At 45.6% G+C, this 23,263-nt stretch carries 19 protein-coding genes and 1 other RNA gene; 10 read left to right on the top strand and 10 right to left on the bottom strand.

What is annotated here, in order from left to right:
• Positions 1-6: 6 nt before the first annotated feature.
• Positions 7-2,139: a CHASE2 domain-containing protein gene (locus BG260_RS06110; RefSeq protein ID WP_069131080.1), complete on the top strand. Its 2,133-nt coding sequence runs from the start codon at positions 7-9 to the stop codon at positions 2,137-2,139.
• Between the two features lie 56 nt (positions 2,140-2,195).
• An RNA gene (gene ffs / locus BG260_RS06105) (signal recognition particle sRNA small type) lies at positions 2,196-2,295 on the top strand.
• Positions 2,296-2,299: 4 nt separating this feature from the next.
• Here the strand turns inward: ffs and BG260_RS06100 are convergent.
• Positions 2,300-3,253, bottom strand: coding sequence for a YpdA family putative bacillithiol disulfide reductase (locus BG260_RS06100; RefSeq protein ID WP_087148687.1), 954 nt, complete (start codon positions 3,251-3,253; stop codon positions 2,300-2,302).
• A gap of 20 nt (positions 3,254-3,273) precedes the next feature.
• Positions 3,274-4,254, bottom strand: a complete 981-nt coding sequence (locus BG260_RS06095; protein WP_069131078.1) for a YheT family hydrolase — start codon at positions 4,252-4,254, stop codon at positions 3,274-3,276.
• Between the two features lie 69 nt (positions 4,255-4,323).
• Between BG260_RS06095 and BG260_RS06090 the strand changes: the two genes are divergently transcribed.
• The 7 genes from BG260_RS06090 to BG260_RS06060 all read left to right on the top strand — a co-directional run bounded on the left by BG260_RS06090 (position 4,324) and on the right by BG260_RS06060 (position 14,177).
• Positions 4,324-5,889, top strand: a complete 1,566-nt coding sequence (locus BG260_RS06090; RefSeq protein ID WP_069131077.1) for a Ppx/GppA phosphatase family protein — start codon at positions 4,324-4,326, stop codon at positions 5,887-5,889.
• Between the two features lie 390 nt (positions 5,890-6,279).
• A complete protein-coding gene (locus tag BG260_RS06085) occupies positions 6,280-6,705 on the top strand; it encodes an ankyrin repeat domain-containing protein (protein WP_176719446.1) in 426 nt (141 codons plus the stop codon).
• A 131-nt stretch (positions 6,706-6,836) separates the two neighbouring features.
• Positions 6,837-8,009 carry a serine hydrolase domain-containing protein gene (locus BG260_RS06080; protein ID WP_176719445.1) on the top strand — a complete coding sequence of 391 codons (1,173 nt, stop codon included), beginning with the start codon at positions 6,837-6,839 and terminating at the stop codon, positions 8,007-8,009.
• A gap of 78 nt (positions 8,010-8,087) precedes the next feature.
• Entirely contained in the window at positions 8,088-10,541 is a 2,454-nt protein-coding gene (locus BG260_RS06075; RefSeq protein ID WP_069131075.1) for a zinc-dependent metalloprotease, read from the top strand.
• 118 nt (positions 10,542-10,659) lie between these two features.
• Positions 10,660-11,850: a lysophospholipid acyltransferase family protein gene (locus tag BG260_RS06070; RefSeq protein WP_069131074.1), complete on the top strand. Its 1,191-nt coding sequence runs from the start codon at positions 10,660-10,662 to the stop codon at positions 11,848-11,850.
• Position 11,851: 1 nt separating this feature from the next.
• Positions 11,852-13,234, top strand: coding sequence for a sodium/glutamate symporter family protein (locus BG260_RS06065; RefSeq protein WP_069131073.1), 1,383 nt, complete (start codon positions 11,852-11,854; stop codon positions 13,232-13,234).
• 25 nt (positions 13,235-13,259) lie between these two features.
• Complete coding sequence (locus tag BG260_RS06060) at positions 13,260-14,177, top strand: serine hydrolase (RefSeq protein WP_069131072.1); 918 nt, start codon at positions 13,260-13,262, stop codon at positions 14,175-14,177.
• 55 nt (positions 14,178-14,232) lie between these two features.
• Here BG260_RS06060 and BG260_RS06055 read toward each other — a convergent pair whose 3' ends face one another.
• From BG260_RS06055 to BG260_RS06035, 6 genes are all read right to left on the bottom strand, one after another.
• The gene (locus BG260_RS06055; RefSeq protein ID WP_069131071.1) at positions 14,233-14,793 is read right to left on the bottom strand and encodes a plastocyanin/azurin family copper-binding protein; all 561 of its coding nucleotides are present in this window, start codon (positions 14,791-14,793) and stop codon (positions 14,233-14,235) included.
• A 68-nt stretch (positions 14,794-14,861) separates the two neighbouring features.
• Complete coding sequence (locus BG260_RS06050) at positions 14,862-15,473, bottom strand: SCO family protein (RefSeq protein WP_069131070.1); 612 nt, start codon at positions 15,471-15,473, stop codon at positions 14,862-14,864.
• A 7-nt stretch (positions 15,474-15,480) separates the two neighbouring features.
• On the bottom strand, positions 15,481-17,172 hold the full coding sequence (locus BG260_RS06045) for a cbb3-type cytochrome c oxidase subunit I (protein ID WP_069131069.1): 1,692 nt from the start codon (positions 17,170-17,172) through the stop codon (positions 15,481-15,483).
• 5 nt (positions 17,173-17,177) lie between these two features.
• A complete protein-coding gene (locus BG260_RS06040; protein ID WP_069131068.1) occupies positions 17,178-17,648 on the bottom strand; it encodes a cytochrome c oxidase subunit II in 471 nt (156 codons plus the stop codon).
• Positions 17,649-17,651: 3 nt separating this feature from the next.
• Positions 17,652-17,783, bottom strand: coding sequence for a hypothetical protein (locus tag BG260_RS14445; protein WP_281179584.1), 132 nt, complete (start codon positions 17,781-17,783; stop codon positions 17,652-17,654).
• A gap of 115 nt (positions 17,784-17,898) precedes the next feature.
• Complete coding sequence (locus BG260_RS06035) at positions 17,899-18,837, bottom strand: DUF4097 family beta strand repeat-containing protein (protein ID WP_069131067.1); 939 nt, start codon at positions 18,835-18,837, stop codon at positions 17,899-17,901.
• A gap of 267 nt (positions 18,838-19,104) precedes the next feature.
• Between BG260_RS06035 and BG260_RS06030 the strand changes: the two genes are divergently transcribed.
• The gene (locus BG260_RS06030) at positions 19,105-19,956 is read left to right on the top strand and encodes a proline dehydrogenase family protein (RefSeq protein ID WP_069131066.1); all 852 of its coding nucleotides are present in this window, start codon (positions 19,105-19,107) and stop codon (positions 19,954-19,956) included.
• 83 nt (positions 19,957-20,039) lie between these two features.
• Here the strand turns inward: BG260_RS06030 and BG260_RS06025 are convergent, their stop codons facing one another.
• Positions 20,040-21,206 (bottom strand): NAD(P)-dependent malic enzyme, encoded by a 1,167-nt coding sequence (locus tag BG260_RS06025; protein ID WP_069131065.1) that lies wholly within the window; start codon positions 21,204-21,206, stop codon positions 20,040-20,042.
• A 131-nt stretch (positions 21,207-21,337) separates the two neighbouring features.
• A complete protein-coding gene (locus BG260_RS06020) occupies positions 21,338-23,230 on the bottom strand; it encodes a M1 family metallopeptidase (protein ID WP_069131064.1) in 1,893 nt (630 codons plus the stop codon).
• Positions 23,231-23,263: the final 33 nt, after the last annotated feature.

Raw genomic sequence — 23,263 nt, 5'->3', positions numbered from 1 at the left:
TGCAATATGACTAAAAGAGTCTCATCACTGCTTACCTTGATGCTGGCGGCATTTATAATGCTATTTCTCTTCTACCTGCCGCCAATTCAGATAGCAGACTTGAACTCTCGTGATCTTCTTTTTCAGGTTCGAGGGCCCTTAGACACTTCGAGCAGCGATATTGTTATCGTTGAAATCAGTTCGAGGGCAGACGATGAGATTCCCTACAAGTATCCCTGGCCTACCAGCGTTTATGCGAAACTGGTGGAAAACCTGAATCGTGCAGGTGCCAAGGTTATTGCTTTTGATGTGCTGTTTGATCAACCGGATCTTTACGATTTGCGAAACGACTCTCTTTTTGCCGATGCGGTCAGAGAGGCAGGAAATGTAATTTTTTCCGGCCGGGTAAGGCAGGAGCCTGAACGGCGTTTTTTGGGTGGAATGATTGCGGATCAGAGAACGCCCTCCTTTCCGCGTCAGATGTTTCAGCAGGCAACCCCATGGAATATAGGATTTGTGGATATGCAGACAGACCTGGATGGTTTTATTCGCACCTATCCCTTTCAGTTCAATTATCTGAATGAGGTCTATTATTCGTATGCCCTGCAGCTTCTCTATACGTTGGAGGGAGGTGGGGAACTTATGGAAAATCGCGAGGATGCATACTTTGCAGCGGGCAGGCGGGTTCCGAAAACAGAATTTAACCGCATGCTCATCAACTACTACGGAGGGTACAGGTCCTTTGAGTATGTAAGTTTAGAGTCGGTAATTGACGATGCCGATTTTCAAACCACCACCGAACTGGAGGCTTTTGAAATTAATGAGTTTGACGACCCCGATTACGGGCTGTTGTATCAGGATATTCTTACTGATAAAATCGTTCTGGTAGGAACTACCATGCCGGAGCTGCAGGATTTCCACCCGGTCCCCTTTCCCGATCGAAGCGGAGAGAATTCAATGGCGGGTGTCGAGGTTCATGCACATGCTTTGCAGACTATTCTGGATGAAAATTCTCTGAAGGAGGTGAACACTCTGAATAGCCTGCTGATTACATTTGGCATCCTGATTCTCAGTTTTATAATTACCACCAAGTTTGTTGGCTGGTCGGGATTGATAACCGCACTTGCGATCGGCACTGTGTGGATCGCTGCATCCGGGTTCTTATTTATCTATGGAAACCTATTTGTACCAATTGTTCCGGTAGTTATTGCTGTTATTATCGGTTACACCGGTTCAGTGACTCACAATGTGATATATGAGGAGCAGGAGAAGAAAAAAATTAAATCTATGTTTTCCTCTTATGTCTCCCCGGAGCTTGTGGATAAAATGATATCACAGGAAATTGAGTACACGCTGGGTGGCCGGGAAGATGAACTGACGGTGATGTTTACCGATATCGAAAACTTCACATCCCTGTCAGAGTCTGTTCAGCCGGATAAATTAGTTCTGTTGATAAACAGCTATCTGAATACATTTACTGAGATCATAAATGAGGAGAAAGGAACCCTTGATAAATACATCGGGGATGCGGTTATGGCTATTTACGGTGCTCCGGTTCCGATTGATAATCAGGCATCTGCCGCGTGCCGAACAGTGTTAAAGGCAGAGGAAAAATGGGAGAAGAGCGACCATAAGGTTGATGGAAAGATTATCAAGACACGGTACGGCATCAATACTGGCAGAATGCTTGTAGGCAATATGGGCTCCAAACGCCGATTTAACTACACCGTGATGGGAGATCATGTAAACTTGGCTGCAAGGTGCGAAACAGCCTGTAAAATTTTCGGCGTCTATGCGGTCGTTTCAGAGTATACAAAAAATGAAGCGTCACAGGCGGGTGAATTTCTGTTTCGCCGGCTTGGGAAGGTTCGAGTGAAAGGACGAAATCAGCCAGTAAATCTCTACCACCTGATCGGTTTTAATCACAGCCCAGATCATTCAGTACAGGAGATTATCACGAAGTTCGAGACGGCTCTGGATCTCTATTTTAGCAGGAGGTTTGATGAAGCCCTGGGAATTTTTAAGGCACTCAAAAAGCAGGAGCCAAACTATTTTCATGTGCATGATGATCTGAATCCCTCACAATTTTACGCAGAGATTTGTGAAAGGCTGATTCAGCATCCGCCGGAAAGTGATTGGACCGGTGTAATTGAAAGGTAAATTTCTGACGATTTGGTGTTTATATTCAGTTGAAAACCCCTTATCTTAATTGCTCGGGGCAAGTCTCATACAGCCAGCTCCCTATGAACTCCGTCAGGGTCGGAAGGCAGCAGCGGTAGTAGGTCGTAGCGGCGTGATATGAGTAGCTTGCCCTCTTTTTTTATCTGCTTTTCTCTATGTGATTTGCAATTTGCTCTGCATGAATCCGGCTGTTTTCAATAAAAAGGCTGCTGGTATCCAGCCCGCCACACACAACACCTGCAACATAAACACCTTTACGGTTGGTTTCGAGAGAATCTTTATCGTAGACGGGCATTTTTTTCTCATCCTCGGTTAACTCAATTCCAAACTTTTTCATCAAATCGAAGTGTGGCCTGTAGCCGGTCATGGCAAGTACAAAATCGTTGGGGATTGTTTTCTCTCCTTCTGGAGTCTTGATAACAACTTCTTTTTCGCGAATCTCCAAGACCTCGGAGTTAAAGTAACCGGTAATTGCTCCCTCTTTAATTCGGTTTTCGATATCGGGCTTAACCCAATATTTGATGGAGGGCTTTAATGTGTCGTGCTTCACCAATATAGATACATTTGCATTACACCGGTAGGTTTCAAGGGCAGCATCGGCCGCTGAGTTACCCCCTCCCACAACCAATACATTCTGCCATGCATATCGATGTGGATCATCGTAGTAGTGGAGCACTTTAGGAAGATTCTCGCCCGGAACATTCATCATATTGGGCCTTCCATAAAATCCTGTGGCAACAATCACTTTTTCAGCCCGGTAGGTACCTTTGTCGGTAATAACTTCAAAATGTCCGTCTTCACCCTTTACATCGGTCACCTTTTCATAGAGGTTGATATTCAGCTTGTAGTGTTCCGCTGCCCGCCGATAGTACTCCAGCGCCTCTTTTCTTGTCGGTTTTGAACCGTGTGAAATGAACGGAATGTTTCCAATCTCCAATTTGTCGGATGTGGAGAAAAACGTCATGTTTGTTGGGTAATTATAGATAGAGTTGACCAAACAGCCACGCTCAATGATAATCGACTCTATTCCTCTATTTTTTAATGAAATGGCAGTTGCCAGGCCAATCGGGCCCGATCCGATAATTACAATCATATGTATTTGAGTAAAATTGTTCAGTTTTCGTCTGATGTTCTTAGGAAATAGTCTCCAATGGTTTTATTGATCCACCCCGGAGGTATACTCCAAAAACCTACATGCCCGCCCTTATCCGGATAGCAGGTTGTAAAAACACTGTTTTTATTAATATCGTTGATTGGTGTCCATCGAAACGGACAGAGAGGATCATCCTGGCTGTGAAGTACCAGTGTTTTTGTCCGGATATGGCTCATAAAAAAAGCACTGGAGCAGCTTGCATAGTAGTGGTCGGCCCCCTCAAACCCGTGAATAGGTGCCGTAATTTGATCATCAAACTCATAAATTGTTGAGCCGTTAAAATCGGGCAACTCCGGGAAAGATTTTTTCTTGATCTGCAGTTTACTCTTCAGAGTTTTTAAAAAACTGCCTGCATATACCTTGTTAAAGCCAAGATTTAAATTGAGTGAACCTTTTCGAAGTTCAAATGGAGTGGATATTGCGGCGGTTCGGTCTAGCAGATGATGCTCTCCATGTTTATAGAGATAGTTTAGCAGGGCACTTGCACCCAGTGAGAAACCGGCAGCACAATAATATCCGGCATTGGGGAAATTATTTTCCACCCACTGAAAAACAGTCTCTAAATCGTCAACCTCACCTGAGTGATAAAACTTTTTATTTCGATTCATCTGATCCCCGCAACTTCGGAAATTAAAACCGATTACGGTAAAGCCTCTGTTAATCAGATGTTCTGAGAGCTGCTTGATGTAGTACCTTCGGGAGTGCCCCTCAAGTCCGTGAAAGAGTATCGCAACCGGGTTTTTATCATCGGATGTTGATACGTCCAACTCAAGAAAATCATCATCCGGAGTCTCAATTTTTACTCTTATAGCTGGAACTTTCGGTGCCTGAAAAAACAGAGAACAGAGAATGGTGTGAACATGCCCGTTTATACACCACGGTGCAGATTTAAAACCATCCACATGTGATTTGACCAGGCTTTGTTTTTGCTCTGCTTGCATTTTAAAGAGACTTTGCGGTTCTCATTCACTATTTTTGTTAAACCTCAGTAAGATAAGGAAAGATCTTTGATGATAAATCCATCATTTCCACATCGCCCCATCAAACGAATTGCAGCGATTGATCTGGGTACGAACTCGTTTCATGCACTGATTGTAGATATCTATCCCGACGGCGGCTTCTACACCGTTGATAAACTGAAGGAGATGGTATTGCTGGCAGAAAAAGGGCTGGGTGACGACCTTTCAGATGCAGCGATGGAGCGCGGTATTAGTGCCTTGAAGAAAATTAAGGTTCTTGCAGATAGTTACGAGGCAGAGACTATACTTGCGTATGCAACCAGTGCGATACGCGAAGCCGGAAATGGGGGCGAATTTATACAACGGGCGATTGATGAAGTAGGTGTTAAAATAAACGCAATACCGGGACGAATTGAAGCTGAGCTGATAGGGCTGGCTGTTCAGCACGGAATTCAGATGCCGGAAGCTCCATCAATGATTATGGATATCGGGGGTGGAAGTGTTGAGTTCATTGTTGCCGATCAGGAGAAGTTTTATCATCTAAGCAGCAAAAAGATTGGGGTTGCACGGATGACAGCCCAATTTATTGACCACGACCCAATCAAACCGGATGAGATTGAAAAGCTAAAAAACCACTTTGAAAAGTCTCTGACCGACGTTGCTGAAGCATTTGCACTCCACCGGTCGAAAACCCTGATTGGATCATCCGGTACAATGGAAAATATCGCCATGATGATTGCTCATCGTCACAATAATACTCCTAACCTCACAGTCAATGAGATGGAGTTTTCTGCAAAGCAATTTTTTGAGTTTTACGACGAAGTGATTGGGCTGAATCGTAAAAAACGGGCACAACTGAAGGGGTTGGACGAGAAGCGCGTCGACCTGCTGCCTGCCGGGTTGGTTTTGGTACACTTTATTTTAAAGAAGTTCGGGATCAAACGAGTTAAAATCTCTTCTCAAGCTCTTCGGGAGGGAATCGTTCTCCGGTACATCAAAAAAGAGCTGTCGGAGGGGGTGAAGGTTCATCTTGAGGAAAATCCGCGAAGGCGAAGTGTGCTGGAGCTGGTCCATAAATGTGACTGGCATGAAGATCACTCGCAGCATGTAGCCAAACTGGCTCTTAAGATTTTTGATGAACTTCGGCAGGATCTTGAGCTGGTCGATTCAGACCGGGAGCTGCTCGAATATGCCGCATTGATGCACGATATCGGGTACCATATTTCTCACCGGAAACACCACAAACATGCGCTTTACATCATAAATAATGCAGATTTGATGGGGTTTAAAGAGGAGGAAATTGATGTGATGGCCAACGTGGCGAGATATCACAGGCGTTCCACTCCTAAGAACAGGCACTTACATTTCAAAAAGTTGGATAAGTCTGTCCGGGAGAAAGTGAAGAAGCTGAGCGGTATCCTGCGCGTGGCCGACGGCCTGGACCGGAGTCACTATCAGAACGTGAGAGATTTTGAATTTGAACGGGCAAACGGCGCGATTGAATTGAAGTTGATAACAGAGTCGGATCCAAATCTGGAAATTTGGGGAGCCATGCGGAAAAAAGCACTTTTTGAAGAAGTGACAGGGAGAAAGTTGCGCATTACAGAAAGTGGCTAACTCTAAACTCAACAATCAAGGATATTCGCGCAAATTCTTAAATAATTTTGTCGTTGTCGATGAATTGAAGGGTAAATTCTTTAATCATTACAAATTAACTGCCATTCTCACTTAATTTATTAGTTTTCCGGGGCTTACTTTTTTATCCCCCGATTTCACTTCATTTTACTTTCTCTGAATCGGCTAAAAAACTCCCTGAATCTGAAACCTTCCGTATCTTTAAATCGTTACAATTTACCCAATCAGAGGCCGGTCAAATAAGAAAAAACAGACTGATGAAAAACCCGGCATAACGAATAATAAATCAGGAAATCTAAAAACTAACAAAGACGTAAAATGAAGTTCTTAAGTAAATTCATCTTGAGTTTCGTGTTGACGGCCACTCTGTTTATGACAGTCGCTCAAGCCGATACGACAGATGTTGTAGTAAAAGAGAATATTTTTGAAGCAATTCAAAGTATTGATATTGTGAGTTTGAATGTACTTCTTGCCGAAGGCGCGGATATCAACTCGGTTGACGAAAATGGAAATACAGCACTGATGCTGGCATCTAAAATCGGAAATCCGAGAATGGTGAAAATTATTCTGGCTCACGAACCGATGATTGATCAAAAAAATAGTCAAGGCTACACAGCACTGATGATTGCATCCGAGCAAGGGCAGGTTCATATTGTTGAAAAGCTTCTTGAAAACGGAGCAGACAGAATGCTGACAAACAACGATGGACTGACGGCCGCCGATCTTGCGATCCGGCATGGCCAGCCTCAAACAGCCGATCTGCTGAGAGGCAGTTCACAAGGGAATGTAGCTCGATAAGCATCTATTCTGACCGATGAATGGAAAGCCCCGGATTGCACTGCAGTTCGGGGTTTTTCTTTATTTACAATCAGGATTGTTGAAGTGGGTTCGGTTCGATATTTTATATGAACCTTAATCTACTTGTTGCCATGTCTTTACTTCGCAATTACACATTTATTTTACTGCTTATTCTAACCGGCTCATTGACAATGAAGGCTTCTGCTCAAGACTCTTTTTCGCAAACTGAATGGGATAAATTAGAACAACATTTTTCTGATAAGCTCCGTGATTTTGATGTTGTGGGCGGTGCATTACTCTACATGGAAAATGGTGAAGAAAATCGGTCGATATTTCAGGGCTATGCAGATATGGAGACAGAACGGCGGGTTGATGAACATACGATTTTTCACTGGGCATCCATCACCAAAACGTTTACGGCTGTTGCCATCATGCAGTTAAGAGATCGCGGGCTGCTTACGCTTGATGATGCTCTTACCGTTTACCTGCCGGAATTGCGGACTATTCACAATCCGTATGGCAGTATGGATGAAATTACGATCCGCATGGCGCTGAACCACTCAACGGGGTTAAGGAACTCTACATGGCCTTGGGGAGGAGATAAAGAGTGGCATCCATTTGAGCCGATGGAATGGAGTCAGCTCGTGGCGATGTTTCCATACACCGAAGTGGAATTTGAGCCCGGAACAAAACACAGCTATTCCAATCCGGCCATCATTTTTCTGGGAAAAATCATTGAACAACTGAGCGGCGATTCGTGGGAGTCGTATGTGGATAAACAGATCCTGAAACCTCTGGAGATGCATCACGCCTATTTTAATCACACTCCCCCTCATCTTCTTCCCAGGCGCTCCAACAGCTATCAATTCGTTGATGATGAGCCTGTGGCACGCGGGTTTGATTTTCACACGGGAATTACAACATCAAATGGTGGTCTGAATGCCCCAATCAGCGACATGGTGAAGTATGTGCAATTTTTGTTGGGCGTAAAGGATGATTCACCTCAGATATTAAGCCGTTCATCATTAAAAGAGATGTGGAGAGAAGAGCTTGAGATTGAGGAGAGAAACGGGATTAGATCGTCTGTAGGACTCAGTTTCTTTCTTGAGGAATTTGACGGAATGCAGGTCATCGGTCATACCGGAACCCAGTTCTCTTACTATTCGTGGTTTTACATCCATCCGGAAACAGGGAGGGCCGTGATTTCTGTAATCAATACCGACGGGAAACACGATATGTTTCGGTTTCGGGATGAAATCATCGAATATACTTTTAAAAACCTTTTTTCAACGGCTGATTCCTAACGAACTTTGACAATTCAGACTTTCCAATACAGCGAACATTTCGTTTCTTCAATGGAACCGTTAACGAACTGTTGCTGAATGAAACGAATACTGCTACTGATTCTATCTGCCTTTCTGTTTCCTGCCCTCTTAATTGCCCAGGAGTCTGTCTCCGAAAAAACCTCCGGAATGGAGAAGTATGAGGGTTTTTTTAATTTTTGGTGGGATGAGGATACCGGAAAAATCTGGCTCGAAATTGAAAATCTGGATGAGGAATTTATCTACGTCAACTCCATGGCTGCCGGGGTTGGATCGAATGATATTGGCCTGGATCGCAGTCAATTGGGCAGCACCCGAATTGTAAAGTTTGAAAAAGTGGGCCCGAAAGTGTTGATGATTCAGCCCAATTACGATTATCGTGCTTCCTCAGACAATCGCTTGGAACAGAAATCAGTTGAAGAGGCATTTGCACAGTCGGTGATTTTTGGTTTTGAAGTTGCCGCGCAGGAGGGCGACCGTATATTGATTGACCTTACTGATTTTTTGATGCAGGATGCTCACGGCGTGGCCAGCACACTCAGCAGGAATAATCAGGGAAACTTTTCAGTTAATAACACCAGGTCTGCTATTCATCTGCCGGGTACATTCAACTTCCCTAAAAATTCTGATTTTGAAGCAACACTTACATTTACGGGATCGGGTGCGGGAGGTTATCTTCGTTCCGTTACCCCCAGTGCTGATGCCGTGACGGTTCGGCTGCACCATTCGTTTGTTGAACTACCTGATGACGGCTACAAAAAGCGAGAATTGGACCCAAGATCCGGTTTTTTTGGAATCAGCTACCAGGATTACAGCACCCCGATTGGCGAGGACATGGTGAAGAGATATGCCGTTCGGCACCGACTCGAGAAAAAGAACCCGGATGCGGAAGTGAGTGAGCCGGTTGAGCCAATCGTTTACTACCTGGATAACGGAACTCCCGAACCGGTTCGTACAGCCCTGCTGGATGGTGCGCGCTGGTGGAACGAAGCCTTTGAAGCGGCCGGATACCGGAATGCATTTGAAGTGAGAATGCTGCCCGATGATGCCCACCCACTGGACGTTCGCTACAATGTGATCAACTGGGTGCATCGTTCTACCCGGGGATGGTCGTACGGTTCATCTGTGGTAGATCCGCGAACAGGAGAAATCATCAAAGGAAATGTTCTGCTCGGTTCACTCCGGGTTCGACAGGATTATATGATTGCTGAAGGGCTTCTTGCACCGTACGAAGAGGGCGTGGATCCCGATCCGGAGATGCTGGAGATGGCACTGAATCGAATTCGTCAGCTTTCAGCTCACGAAATTGGTCATACATTGGGCATTCCCCATAATTTTGCTGCAAGCGTAAATGGTTTGACGTCAGTGATGGACTACCCTCACCCGATGGTGGATGTTACTGAGAACGGATCGTTGAGTTTGGCAAATGCGTATGATATTGGCATTGGAGATTGGGATAAACGAGCTGTGATCTGGGGGTATGAGGACTTTCCGCAGAATACGAATGAGAAAGAGGCTCTCAATGAGATCATTCAGGAAACGATTGATCAGGGATTCCTATTCCTGTCGGATGAAGTTGCCCGGCCGGCCGGCGGCTCACACCCCGATGCTCACCTCTGGGATTATGGAACCGATGTGGTTTCTCAGCTTGATCATATACTGGAAGTGCGCGAAAATGCATTATCAACGTTTGGTGAAGAGAACATAAGAATGGGGCGTGCCATGGCGGACCTGCAGGATGTGCTCGTTCCGATCTACCTGTTTCATCGCTATCAAACCGAGGCAACTGTTAAACTGATTGGCGGAATGGACTTTGCATATCAGCTTCGCGGTGACGGTCAATCCGGTCCAGAAATGGTGGGTGCAGAAACCCAGCAGGCTGCTTTAAAAGCGATACTGAAAACGCTGGATAGTGAAACATTAGCCCTTCCAGAATATCTGCTCGACTTGATTCCGCCAAAACCGGCAAGGATGTCGGCAACGCGCGAAAACTTCAGGGGTTACACAAATCCCGCTATCGACCCTGTTGCTATGGCTGAAGTGGCTGCCGATCATGTGGCATCACTTATTTTTAACCCGGAGCGTGCAGCACGTTTATCACTGCAGTCGGCTCGTAACGGCAACTATCCCGGTTTGCATGAGGTGATTCATGAGGTGGTTCATGCAACCATTATGGGTGAAACCAAAGATGGATATCACGGTGCTATTCAGCGAGCTATAAATACCGCAGTGCTTCGCAATTTAATACAGCTTGCCGGCAATGAGAACTCCTCGCCGGATGTGCAGGCGCTAACAAGAACCATGCTGAGCCACCTGAAGAACCACCTGGCAGAAAAGGCGGAAGAGGATAATTCTATGATCTGGAAAGCTCACTACAGCGAAGCATCAGGTATGATCGATCGTTTTCAGAAAAATGCTGAGTCTTTCTCTGTCCCTCCTGCTCCGTACACCCCACCGGGATCACCCATTGGCAGTGGAGTAATGAATGGAGACTTGTTGATCTGTGAGTTTTAGATTACAGCGAAATTTTGTGTGAACTTTTTTTCCTTCAATAGGGCGGAACTGTATTTGCGTTGCGCTTTTACAAGTATTCGTTTAAAAAAGGAGTTGATTTAGATTGGTTGGTGTGGATATGTTAGACGGTTTTACGTTTAAGAAAAATGATCGCGGTTTTTCGGAAAAATCGTTCGCCTTTATGCGACGGACGATCATTCCGGCTACGAGATATCTTTTCAGGCCGAGGATTGTAAACCCGGAATATTTACCACAAACGGGTCCATGTTTTATCTACGGCAATCACTCAAACTATTTCGACCCATTTCTGATCAACGTTGGAATGGAGAAAGAGCCCACGGCAGGTGTTATGACCCGTGATCAGTTTCACAAGCCGATTCCCCGAATTTTTATGGACAGCATCGGGATTGTGCCGACAAGCAAATATGTGCCGGAGCCGGGTATTATCCGGAGTGTAATGAAGATGATTGATCAAAACCGGATGATCGTTATTTTTCCGGAGGGCGGCCGGCGCTGGGATGGCAGGCCAAAATCACTGATTGAAACTACATTAAAGCTATTCTGGAAAATGCGGATTCCGGTTCATCCGGTACAACTGCATGGATCGTACCTTGGCTGGCCGCGCTGGGCCGATCACTACAGAAAATGTAGCATGGAACTCCGGTTTATGAAGCCGCTTCACGCCTCCGACTTTGATTCCTACGAAGAGTTTGCGGAAAGATGTAAAAACTTAATTCGCTTTGACGAATACAACCCACCGGAGGAAGCTCATCCGAAGAAGGCAAAAAAGCCGGCAGCCGGGATTGAACGTTTACTCTATCGATGCCCGGATACAGGGAAAAGCGGCGCAGTATTCACTCCGGACGGAGAACATGTATACTGCCGAACCTCATCCATGAATTTCAGAATGGACGCATCGTCCCGGCTTATTGATTCACACGGTAAACGGCATTCAATCATCGATTTTTACGATCAGATTCGATCTATGCCGATGGAGTTCATCAACGAGGATCTGTTGCTTGCCAAAAGAGGCGGGGTGCTTTTCCGGGTTGAGGATGACCGGAGGGTAAAACTCGGGCGGTCAGTGGCAGAACTGCACGGCGAGTATCTGGAGATTCACTGCGGGGCGGATCATCAAAGAATCCCCGTTGAAGATATTCTCTATACATCCATCGAACAGAATCATAAACTAACGCTCACAACCGCGGATAAGGCTCTTCAAATCAACCTTGGTGGGCATAGCGCGCTACAGTGGAAGCACTACATTCAGCGCCTGAAGCGTGATGAGAAACCGGTTCGTGAGGTGTAGAATGGAGTCATGGGCACTTGAATTTACTGCGCGCGAATTTTTTCTCGATTTTGCCTGGCTGGGTGCACTGTTGATTGTCGGCACCGTACTCCGAAAAAAGATCCCCATATTGCAGAAATATCTTATTCCGGCAAACCTTCTGGCCGGTACGGTAGGTTTGCTGATTGGGATGAACGGGCTCGGCTGGATCGACCTCACTTCTGACCGGCTTGGCGTATATGTTTATCACCTGCTGGCATTGCTGTTTATTGCGCTCGGCCTGAGGGCTCCCAAAAAACGGCTGGGGCTTTCCTCTATTAAGTTTGGGCTGATTTTTATCGCCTCCTACCTGGTACAGGCAATCATTGGTCTGGTGATCGCATTTGTTCTGATTTATACCATCATGCCGGACCTCTTTGCCGGTATCGGTCTGCTGGCGCCTCTATCTTTTGGGATGAATCCCGGCATTGCCTACTCCATTGGACAGAACTGGGAGCCGTTCGGATTTCCCTATGGCGGTATTGTCGGGCTTACCTTTGCCGCGTTTGGATTTCTGGCAGCCTATACATTGGGTATCTGGTTGGTGAGGCTGGGTATCCGCCGGGGTGAAGCGAAATATGTGGATGCGGATGAAGGGTTGTCGGAGGATGTTTTGTCGGGCTTGGTGAAGAATCCGAAAGGAAATTCGGATGAGAAGATCACCACCTCATCAGAGTCCATTGAGTCGTTTACATTTCACATCGGATTGATCGGCTTTACATATGTGGTTACCTATGGATTTTTGAAGATGATGGAGGCCGGCTTAATCTGGATCGGTGCCGAACAGGAGATTCCCACCCTTTGGTCATTTCACTTTATTGCGGCGGCCATTCTGGCCATTGCCATGAGGAAAGTGTTCGATTCTACCCGCGTCAGTGCCTATGTGGATGATGTGACTATGACCCGCTGCTCAAACCTGTTCATGGATTTTATGATTGTTGCTTCAGTTGCCGCAATAAGCTTTGCAGTTGTAGCCATATACTGGGTGCCACTTTTGAGTATCTCCGTTTTTGCAATTATTGCAACGTGGATATTAATCAAGATGATGACAAAAAGCGCCTTCAGGCAGTTCAGGCTTGAAAGGTTTGCAGCCATATTTGGCAATATGACCGGTACTCTTCAGTCTGGATTGGTGCTGCTTCGAATACTCGATCCTACCATGAAATCTCCGGTGAGTTTTAATCTGGTGTATGGAAGTGGTCTGGCACTGGTTCTCGGGTTTCCGCTACTGATACTGATTAACGCACCGGTACACTACTTTTCAGATCCAAATGAAGGTTTCTTAGCAGTTCTTTTTACCCTAATCCTCTACCTCGGGTTGATCATGTTTTTCTGGCAGTATTTGAAGAAGCCTAACAGATCGTGACCGGTTAATTTTAAATTTTCATGTAATGAAACATCTTATACCGCTTTCTCTGTGTCTTTTTTTGTTGATCTCTTGTGAAACAGAAACTACTCGTGCTGATCTCCCGACAGAAGCCATTCGTACGCTGGCAGAAAGTTTCAACGGAGATGTGGGCATCTTCGTAAAGGACCTTGAAACCGGCAAGGAGTTTGAATTTCGTGCTGATGATGTTTTTCCAACTGCGAGCATGATCAAAATTCCTATTATGGTTGGGGTTTTTGACAAAATTGAAAAAGGTGAGCTAAAGTATCAGATGAAACTCGAATACGGACCGGAATCGGAATATGAATACTCCGGAGATATTATCAGTAATCTGGAATCAGGTACGGAAGTAACTCTATCCCTATTGGTACACCTGATGATGTCTGTTTCAAACAATACCGGGAGCCTGTGGAATCAGTATTTGGCCGGAACGGGGACGGAGATTAACTCTCTGATGGAGGAACTGGGATTTGAACATACCCGGGTAAATTCAAGAACAGATGGACGGTCGGAGGCTTTTCAGATGTATGGCTGGGGACAAACCACACCGAGGGAAATCGCCACACTGGTTGAGAAAATTTATAAAGGTGAGATTATAAATAAGCATGCATCAGAACAGATGTTCAGAGTGATGAGCAGAAACCATTGGGACGGGGAGGCATTGTCGCAAATTGATCCTGTAATTAATGTTGCGTCCAAAAATGGAGCTGTAAGTGCCTCCAGGTCTGAAGTCCTGCTGGTAAATGGACCATCAGGTGATTATCTCTTTAGCGTTATCACAAAAAATCAGGAGGATAGAAGCTGGGATTATGATAATGAGGCGTGGGTGATGATCAGGGAATTATCATCAATACTCTATCGCCATTTTGAGCCTCACTCTGAGTGGGAACCCAATGCAGATCTTCGAAAATATCACGAATAAAAAAAGCTGCAACCCGGTAGAGCTGCAGCTTTTATAATGTGATACGAGATGAGTGTTACTGAACAATCAGTTTACCAACCATTCCACCGGCAAAGTGTCCGGGGAAGGTGCAGATAAAGTCATATTCGCCCGGCTCATCAGGTACCGTGAATGTGATGGTATCAGACTCGCCGTTGCCCAGCATGGCCGTTGCGGCAATAATTTGATCTTCGAAGTTGGGTGAGAGATAGTCGTTATCTCTTGCGTTCAGAGACTCACGTGCAAAAGCATCTACGTCTGTGCCCATTTCAACCAGGACGAAGTTGTGAGACATTGCCGTTGGAGGCATGTTACTAACCGTTCTCAGGTTGATTCTGATCTCTTCGCCGGGTTCGGCTTCAATGGCTTCCAGAATAACATATTGGCCGGTTGTTCCGCCGGTTACAAGGCCATCTTGCTCTCCTTCAACAGCAAACTTAAGGTCATCGGTTCCGATTACGTTGATTGTTCGGATTCCATCATCCTGTGCTGCAGCTTCTTGTTCAGGCTGCGCCTGCTCTGCTGATTCCCCTCCGCCACATGCGGCAAATGCTACCACAAATAACAGTAGAAATGAATTGATGAGTACTTTTTTCATTTTATTATGTAATGTTTGATTAATTGTTGTTAGATCCATTTGTAGAACATGAATGAAAGATATAGCATTCACGATTCATTAAGAAGTTTCAGGATATCTTCTTTTACCTCTTCGGGCTTAAACTCGCTTCCTAAATAATGTTTCCTCACATTTCCCTCTCTGTCAATCAGGGTAACCCGATCGGTGTGGTCAATAAAATATATAGGTTTGTTCTCTTCGGTAAATCGGGTGGGTGTTTTGATGGTGGTCACACTGAGGGCATCAAGCAACTCTTCAACATCGGATTTTTTGCCTGTCAGTAACCTCCAGTTCGATTCGTCTATTCGATAGTTTTGGGCGTAATCTTTCAGGATTTCGGGAGTATCCCGGTCCGGGTCAAACGAAACACTTACCAGCATAAAGTCGCTTTGGCCGGGCAGTGCGCGCTGTACATCACGCATGTTGTACGTAATCATCGGGCAGATATCCGGGCAGTGTGTGTAGACATACCCGACCAGCATTACGTTACCCCTGTACGATTCGGGAAAAGTGACCGCGCTGCTGTCCTGATCTGCCAGGGTGAACTCCTCTCCGCTTAACGACTGTTTGATGGAGAGGCTGTCGCAACCGGAGATTGTGCCGAGCACAATCCCCAGTGTGATGATAAACCACACGTAGAATGAAAAATTACGTTTCTGCATGATCTGACTACCTTAAAGGAACCGGACTATTGGGTGAATATGGCAGAGAAGTATCATACGTTGTTGTAATAACATCATAAATGACCGGTGTGTAAGAGAGAACGATCAGGATGATGAGTATGATGATAAATGGTTTAAAGTTTCTCAGCCATGTAGACGGTTCATCGTGCAGCGGTTCCGAAATAGGGAACGTGACAACTGAGCCCTCTTCAGTTGAATCACTCTTGCTGAACACGGTTCCGAAAAATGAGACCAGGTAGATCACGACAGCAATAAACATGATTGAACCGCCAATTACGCTCATGTCGATGTATGCAACCCAGTCGGGCTGATAGAGTACACTATCCGGATTTGCGTAGGAGGCACCCGTATTGGTTCTTCGGGGCATACCCATCAAACCGCCGACTTTCAGCCCATACGACATGATGAGCAGTCCAATCGTGTAGATATAGGGTGATATCATGGCAAATCCTTTAAACCGGATTTTCTTGCCCATGAACTGTCCTACCATGTATAAACTTCCGCCTAGGAAGGCGAGAAGAACCGGTCCGGCCACGGTGAGGTGGAAGTGTCCCGGTATCCAGGCTGTGTTGTGCACAATGGTGTTCATTGAGTAGGAAGCGTTAACAATACCTCCAATTCCCCCGAATATGAATATGATCAAACCGGTGATAAGGAATGGGAAAAACCACTTTTCTTTATCGAAGTAGGGAAGTTTCCACATCCAGTCGAACAGTCCCGTAGCGCCGTTTTTACGACCTGCGTGTTCAAGTGATGCCGCAAGAGTAAAGGCGGTAATTAAACTGGGAAGCGCCACCGCAAATGTGAAAATTCCATGCACCAGCTTCCACTGCGAACTGATGGCCGGATCCATGTATTGGTGGTGTGTTCCAACCGGGATGGAAAAGATGATAAAAAGCATAAAAACCAGTCGGCCGGCCATATCAGAAAAGAGTTTTCCGCCGGCAAGTTTTGGCATAAATACATAATACATCACATATGCCGGAAGCAGCCAGAAGTAAACCAGCGGGTGGCCAAAGAACCAGAACAGTGTTCTGGCCAGCATCACGTTGATCTGATCGACAAGACCGAGTGACCACGGCAAGAGCATAAAAAGGATTTCCACGGCAACGGCAAGGGTGGCAACCAGCCAGATGATGAATGTTGTCATCATCCCCACTACGGCCAGCGGAGTCTTTTTTCCTTCATTCTCTTTTCTCCACTCCAGATACATCGGTATCCAGTTGAAGAATGCTACCCATGAACCGACTACCAAAAGAGTCAACCCAATGTAAAAACCGGGGTGTGCCTTTAGCGGCGGATAGAAGGTGTAGAGTACGGTTGCCTCACCCATCAAAATAACAATCGCGGCCAGTACCGACCCCGCAAGCATCAGGATACCGGAGGCCCATGCCACTTTGGTATTGAGTGGTTTTTTGAGTGAGTAAGGAATCAATGCGTTGCCAAGTGCTACTGCAAAAAATGTTGTAAAGACAATCGCATTTAAAACACCGTGGAACGTAAGCCCTTTGTAGTAGTCACCGCCAACAAATGGGTCGCTCTGAATGATGCCCGCGCGGAACAGGGTTTGCATCAGTCCGCCATAGATCCCGATAAAAAGCAAAACCATCGGAATGATGATCAGCGCTGCATTCAGATACTTAGATGATTTAGTAAAACGAAAAGAATAGTCGCTCATATCGCTTAACCTCCTATCGTTTCAGGTTCATCAACACTCTCTTCGATGACGAATCGCCCTGCCATGGTGTGGTGTGCGGCACCGCAAAACTCATGACATGCAAAGAAATATTCGCCGGGTTCATTAAATCGAACACGTACATAGTTGATTGCACCGGGTACGGCCATCAGGTTTACATTCTTGTTTTCTACCTTAAAGCCGTGAATGATATCCTGAGAAGTAACATACATATCTACTGTTGAACCGACCGGCAGGCGGATTGTAGATGGCTGAAATGCCCACATTCTGGCAATCATGTGCAGTTCGTAGGTATCCTCACTGGTTTGAAACAGCGTATCTGTAGTGAAGGGATCCATGTCGGTTATGCAGGTAGGTACTTCCAGATCCTCAGCTGCCGCGGCGTACATCAGCGCGCCAAAAAATACAATCAGCAGCAGTCCGCTAAGTGATAGGGCTAGTTTTTCAGATTTGTCCATGGCTTAGACCCTCCCCAACATTTCGAAGTAGAGTCCAAACCATATGATTGAAAAAAGAATGATCAGTAAAATGAAGAAGGCAACAGCTCCTTTCGGCTTGAATTCCTCTTCATGCTCTGTCTCTTTATTCTCCATGTCGTCTCCAGTTTGTGTTATTGTATAAAGTGCAATAAATGTAATAGAAAAGACAAGTCAAAGTAAAAAGACATATGGGTCCAAAACCCATTTAATTTATTTTCATAAATTGAAATTAATCATAACGTAATGTTACTCTTCCTCCCGAGGTTTTGGCCTCAATTTTTGGCCCGCCATTTCCAACCCGGCCACGGATTGAATTGCGCTCTGAGCTGCCTGAGAAATTTCGAAGTTCAGTTATAACCCGTTGTCCGCTCAGATCGAGATCAAAATCGGATACATCCGGCAAGGTAACGGTAATACTTCCCCCGCTGGTTTTCAGTTCAATATCATCGGTAAAGGATAAAAACCCGGCCCGAATCGATCCGCCACTTGTAGAGGCAGTAAAACGCCCTTCTCCATCATTGATTGAAATTGACCCACCAGAGGTGCGAAGTTCGGCCGCTCCCCGAACGCGATCAACATTAACAGAGCCTCCGCTGGTTTTGGCTGATATTGTTCCTTGCAGATCTTCAAGACTCAGGCTACCGCCGGATGTATTCAGCTCAATGTCACCTGAGGAGTTTTTAGCAGTAACGCTGCCGCCACTGGTTTTTAGGATCAGGTTGTTGTGGATGTTTTCAGCGAAAACACTTCCACCGCTGGTTTTTCCTTCCACGGTAGAGCGTTCGGGAACAAAAACCTCAAAAGAGACAGAGATGTTGCTGCCTCTGTTGAAAATGTTAAATCCGCTCCCTTTCCGTTCTGATATGGCCGAAATGTGATCTCCGGTTTGAGAAATATCGATGTCAAAATCGGACAAATTTGTATCAGATGGTGAAAGGTATCGATTGCCGCGCCGCACATACATTACTACCTGAACCTCATCCCGTTCGTGGCCATGAACCCGAACAAATCCGCCGGAGGTTCGAATGTCAACGGAGGGAGTTTCTGAAGTACGAAAGGTTTCAATTCTGTATGCATCGCTTTCACTCTGGGCAAAAAGCCCGGCAGTTGCGAACATTGTAACGGCCCAGAATGAAAGAAGTGATTTAAGAATGTCTTTATGGGACATAGGTAAGAAGTTTAAAAGTTGAGGAGGATGATCAGGTAAAGAACAACAAGTACAGTGATCAATTTTATGAGATAAAGTTGTTTTTGATTGAGTGATAACATGGTTTTCATAGCTCCTTGATTTTAATTCGAAGTTGATTTTTGTTACGTACTCAATCCGGGGAGTGTTTCACCGATTGGGAAATTTAACGAATCAGACTTTCCCTGATGTTTTGAAACACAGAGTTCGTTATTATTGGAGTCGATTTTTCTACCAAAACATCCAGACATGAAATTACCCTTTATTTTTGCCAAGCGATTTGTGGCCGGCGAGACGTTTGAATCGGCCGTGCCAAAAATTAAAACACTGAATCAAAAAGGTATCAGGGTTACACTCGACCTGCTCGGGGAGAACGTTAGCAAGCGATCTACTGCCGACGATACCGTGGACGAGTACATTCGTCTGCTCAATGACATTCATCAGGCAGGACTCAAAAGTACCATCTCCATTAAACTGACCATGCTTGGGCTCGATATTGATGAGGCTTACTGCAGAGAGAACCTCAATAAGCTTCTTGATGAAGCTCAAAAACTTGATTCGTTTGTTCGGATTGATATGGAGGGATCAGATTATACCGGAGTAACTATTGAAATCTTTAAGGAAGCTTTCAAAAAGTACGGAAAACACGTTGGGATCGTGATCCAGGCCTATTTACACCGAACCAGGGATGACATCAAGGAATTGGCAGAGCTCGGTGCAGATGTGCGCCTCTGTAAAGGGGCGTACAGCGAGCCGGAACGTGTAGCTTTGCAGAATATGCCGGCCATTCGCGAAGCGTTTAAAGAGTATGCAAAGATTCTGTTTGAGAAAACTTCCTACCCTCGAATTGCCACCCACGATGATGAGCTTGTGGAGTGGGTTAAAGAGTACACTGCCGGGAATGAAATCGGGAAAGCCCGTTTTGAATTTCAGATGCTTTACGGACTGAGAGAAGAGACCATGGAGCAGTTAACAAAAGATGGGTACAATACCCGGGTTTATGTTCCGTACGGAACCATGTGGTTTCCCTACTTTAAGCGCCGGCTGATGGAGCGAAAAGAGAATATTTGGTTTGTATTGAGCACAATGTTCAAGAAATAATCACTTCTCATCAGTTTTGAGTGGATCAACAAAAAAGGCAGAGCTTAAACTCTGCCTTTTGTTTTAACAGTAATCAATAGGCGTTAATCACTCACTGCCGTATCCCGTACAGCTGCGGCCACTGCTTCAGCCACACCTTTATCAAATGGACCCGGAATGATTTTATCCTCATTCGGTTCTGCCACTACGTTTGCAATAGCATAAGCAGCAGCAATATACATTTTGTTGGTCAGCTTTGAAGCTCTTGCATCCAGTAATCCTCTGAAAATACCCGGGAACGCCAGCACATTATTGATCTGATTTGGGAAATCGGAACGTCCGGTGGCAATAATCCGGGCACCTGCCTGGGTTGCCTCGGCCGGCATAATTTCCGGTATCGGGTTGGCCATGGCGAAGATGATCGGATCGTTATTCATGCTTCGAACCATATCCGGAGTTAACACTCCCGGCACCGAAACTCCAATAAACACATCGGTGTCTTTTACCGCATCTTTGAGTTTCCCTTTAAGCTGAGCTTCATTGGTGATATTTGCCACCCGCTCCTTTACATCGGTCAGATCTCCGCGCTCTTTATGGATAATACCGCGGCTGTCGCACATGATAATCTGTTTTACGCCAACTTCTCGCAGAAGATGAATGATAGCCATCCCAGCAGCACCCGCTCCGTTAATCACCACCTTTAAATCTTCAAACTTTTTCCCGGATACTTTCAGTGCGTTAATCATGCCCGCAAGCGTAACCACGGCTGTTCCGTGCTGGTCATCATGCATCACCGGGATGTCGAGCTCTTCTTTTAGCCGCTGTTCAATTTCAAAACATCGCGGTGCAGAAATATCCTCGAGATTGATCCCGCCAAATGTGGGAGCAATCATTTTAACCGCAGTGATGATCTCTTCTGTATTTTGAGAGGAGAGGACTATTGGTACGGCATCAACATTTGCGAACTTTTTAAACAGAACGGCCTTTCCTTCCATGACCGGCATGGAGGCTTCCGGGCCGATGTTGCCCAAGCCAAGCACGGCTGACCCATCACTGACTACAGCTACGGTATTCTGTTTACTGGTATAGTCGTACGCCAGCTCTTTGTTCTCCGAAATGTCGAGGCACGGCTGCGCTACCCCGGGAGTGTAAGCGATGCTTAAATCTTCTTGTGTATCAAGCGGCATTTTGGATTGTATGGCCACTTTTCCACCATATTTTTTATGCGCATCAACTGATTTTTTCCCGTAATCTTCTGTTTTGTTAGACATAATCATTCTGCCCCTGAAGGGCAGTTTTGTACGATTTATTTAAAAATTTTGATGTATGAATAGGCGGATTTGAAGGAGAGGTCAAATACCTCTCCGGTTATTTTTAGAGAGTAAGAATGAATCAGAAGGAACTACTCATCGCTGTTCAGTTCCCAGGTATTGTTGGAGCGATCAATGTCTGCCATACGGCCCGAAGGATCAATCTCAATTCTGGAAATTTCAGAAACCGGACGATCGATAGACAGCTCATACTCCGGAAACACCCATGGCCAGTCTTCAGCTACATCACGTTTAATATTTGGAAATTCATTCTCTTTTTGTCCCCACATAATTCGCATCGGGATGTAGTAGTGCTTCAAGCTGCCGTCGGTAAACTCAACTTCAACATCAAGCGGCATCGGCATCAATCCAACCCGGCCTAAGGTTGCAACGGCGCCGTTTTCACCATCCTGAACGGACTGAATTTCGTAATCGATGGTTTTTGTGGTTTCAACCCAATATTCGTAGTACCAGTCCAGAACCATTCCGCTTTCGCGTTCTGCAATGCGGATAAAATCGTATCCGCTTGGGTGTTTATATTTCCACTCTTCATAAAACTTGTTCAGTGTGCTTTTTAAAACATCTTCGCCGATGACATACCCCAGCTGATGCAGGAATATGGCACCCTTTGTGTAGCTGGCCATTCCATAGGCGGCATTTGTTACATAGTGATCGGCATGGATATGCATGGGTTCTTCAATGCCCGCTTCAACCGTTCGGAAATACCCATTGTAACGTGAGAGCATCGGATCTCCTTCACCATCATTAAACAGGTGGTTCATGATAAAAGCAGACGCATAGCTTGTGAATCCTTCATCCATCCACTGATCTTTCGTCTCGTCATTGGCCACCACTCCCTCGTACCATGCATGTACAAATTCGTGAACGGTTACTCCAACCAGGCTGGAAAGACTTCGGTTACCGGTTATAAGCGTACCCATGGTGTACTCCATACCGCCGTCTCCCCCCTGAATGACGATGTACTCATCGTAGGGATAATCTCCATAATTTTCGCTCATATACTGAAAACCTTTAACGGTGTACTCCGGCAGAGCTTCCCAGTTTGCCAGGAGCTCACTCTGTCGCTCTTCATCAGCATTTTCAGCTACAGTTTCCGACTGGTAGAAAAATCGAAGAAGCGGGCCACCGGGAACCTGAGCTGTGGTGTGTGTGTAATCCGGATCTGCGGCCCACATAAAGTCGTGAACATTTTCAGACTGAAAGTGCCAGGTCAGTTTTTCTCCATCGGGACGGTTTACCTGCATGTCGGCAGTTTCGTACCCATAACCGACCTCTTCGGGGTTCTGGAGGATGGAACCTGCTGCAACAACATAGTCGCGGTCGATATGAATTTTCACATCAAAAGTACCAAACGGTGCGTAAAACTCCCGGCCAATATATGGGTTTGGATGCCATCCGAACTCATCATAAGCGGCAATTTTTGGGAACCATTGTGCCATGGAATAACGAACACCCTCTGCATTATCTCGACCTGATCGGCGAGTTTGAAGCGGAACCTGCGCTTCGTGTTCCATTTCAAAAACAACGCTTTCGCCCGGTTCAATCGGCTCGTTCAGGTGAACTTCCAGAATGGTGCCTTTTACGGTAAACTCAACATTTTCTCCGTTCTGTTTGATCCAGTCAATTTTTTGATACCCGATCTCTGTTTCATCATAGTGATAAATTCTGTCGCGTACTCTGCGGTCGGGATCGGCAATGGTTCTGGAGCGTTTGTCCATCATGCTGTTTGGCTGAAACGCATTAAAAAAGAGATGGTAAAAAACCCGGTCCAGTGTATCGGGGGAGTTGTTGTGGTATGTCAGTTTCTGATATCCCTGATATCGATTGGTTTCAACATTAAAATCGATGTCCATTTCGTAATCAACAGCCTGCTGCCAATAGCCATGTTTTTGGGCAGTCGACTTGGTTGGCATAAATAGTGCAAATAGCAGAGTGGCTGAGAGTAAAAGTTTGAATTTAAGCATGATCGTATCAGGTTTTGTAATAGGTAGACGGTT

The sequence above is a fragment of the Rhodohalobacter halophilus genome (assembly GCF_001715195.1).
GTDB classification, from domain to species: Bacteria; Bacteroidota; Rhodothermia; order Balneolales; family Balneolaceae; genus Rhodohalobacter; species Rhodohalobacter halophilus.
Note: the sequence above shows the minus strand (reverse complement) of the source record. Positions and strands in the feature narration are given on the sequence as shown.

What these genes read in the sequence shown, in the direction of transcription:
- BG260_RS06035 (WP_069131067.1), bottom strand. Translation starts at nt 18,837, where the DNA reads ATGTCCCATAAAGACATTCTTAAATCACTTCTTTCATTCTGGGCCGTT.
- BG260_RS06065 (WP_069131073.1), top strand. Translation starts at nt 11,852, where the DNA reads ATGGAGTCATGGGCACTTGAATTTACTGCGCGCGAATTTTTTCTCGAT.
- BG260_RS06085 (WP_176719446.1), top strand. Translation starts at nt 6,280, where the DNA reads ATGACAGTCGCTCAAGCCGATACGACAGATGTTGTAGTAAAAGAGAAT.
- BG260_RS06040 (WP_069131068.1), bottom strand. Translation starts at nt 17,648, where the DNA reads ATGGACAAATCTGAAAAACTAGCCCTATCACTTAGCGGACTGCTGCTG.
- BG260_RS06050 (WP_069131070.1), bottom strand. Translation starts at nt 15,473, where the DNA reads ATGCAGAAACGTAATTTTTCATTCTACGTGTGGTTTATCATCACACTG.
- BG260_RS06075 (WP_069131075.1), top strand. Translation starts at nt 8,088, where the DNA reads ATGAAACGAATACTGCTACTGATTCTATCTGCCTTTCTGTTTCCTGCC.
- BG260_RS06045 (WP_069131069.1), bottom strand. Translation starts at nt 17,172, where the DNA reads ATGAGCGACTATTCTTTTCGTTTTACTAAATCATCTAAGTATCTGAAT.
- BG260_RS06020 (WP_069131064.1), bottom strand. Translation starts at nt 23,230, where the DNA reads ATGCTTAAATTCAAACTTTTACTCTCAGCCACTCTGCTATTTGCACTA.
- BG260_RS06110 (WP_069131080.1), top strand. Translation starts at nt 7, where the DNA reads ATGACTAAAAGAGTCTCATCACTGCTTACCTTGATGCTGGCGGCATTT.
- BG260_RS06090 (WP_069131077.1), top strand. Translation starts at nt 4,324, where the DNA reads ATGATAAATCCATCATTTCCACATCGCCCCATCAAACGAATTGCAGCG.
- BG260_RS06070 (WP_069131074.1), top strand. Translation starts at nt 10,660, where the DNA reads ATGTTAGACGGTTTTACGTTTAAGAAAAATGATCGCGGTTTTTCGGAA.
- BG260_RS06055 (WP_069131071.1), bottom strand. Translation starts at nt 14,793, where the DNA reads ATGAAAAAAGTACTCATCAATTCATTTCTACTGTTATTTGTGGTAGCA.
- BG260_RS06080 (WP_176719445.1), top strand. Translation starts at nt 6,837, where the DNA reads ATGTCTTTACTTCGCAATTACACATTTATTTTACTGCTTATTCTAACC.
- BG260_RS06030 (WP_069131066.1), top strand. Translation starts at nt 19,105, where the DNA reads ATGAAATTACCCTTTATTTTTGCCAAGCGATTTGTGGCCGGCGAGACG.
- BG260_RS06095 (WP_069131078.1), bottom strand. Translation starts at nt 4,254, where the DNA reads ATGCAAGCAGAGCAAAAACAAAGCCTGGTCAAATCACATGTGGATGGT.
- BG260_RS06100 (WP_087148687.1), bottom strand. Translation starts at nt 3,253, where the DNA reads ATGATTGTAATTATCGGATCGGGCCCGATTGGCCTGGCAACTGCCATT.
- BG260_RS14445 (WP_281179584.1), bottom strand. Translation starts at nt 17,783, where the DNA reads ATGGAGAATAAAGAGACAGAGCATGAAGAGGAATTCAAGCCGAAAGGA.
- BG260_RS06025 (WP_069131065.1), bottom strand. Translation starts at nt 21,206, where the DNA reads ATGTCTAACAAAACAGAAGATTACGGGAAAAAATCAGTTGATGCGCAT.
- BG260_RS06060 (WP_069131072.1), top strand. Translation starts at nt 13,260, where the DNA reads ATGAAACATCTTATACCGCTTTCTCTGTGTCTTTTTTTGTTGATCTCT.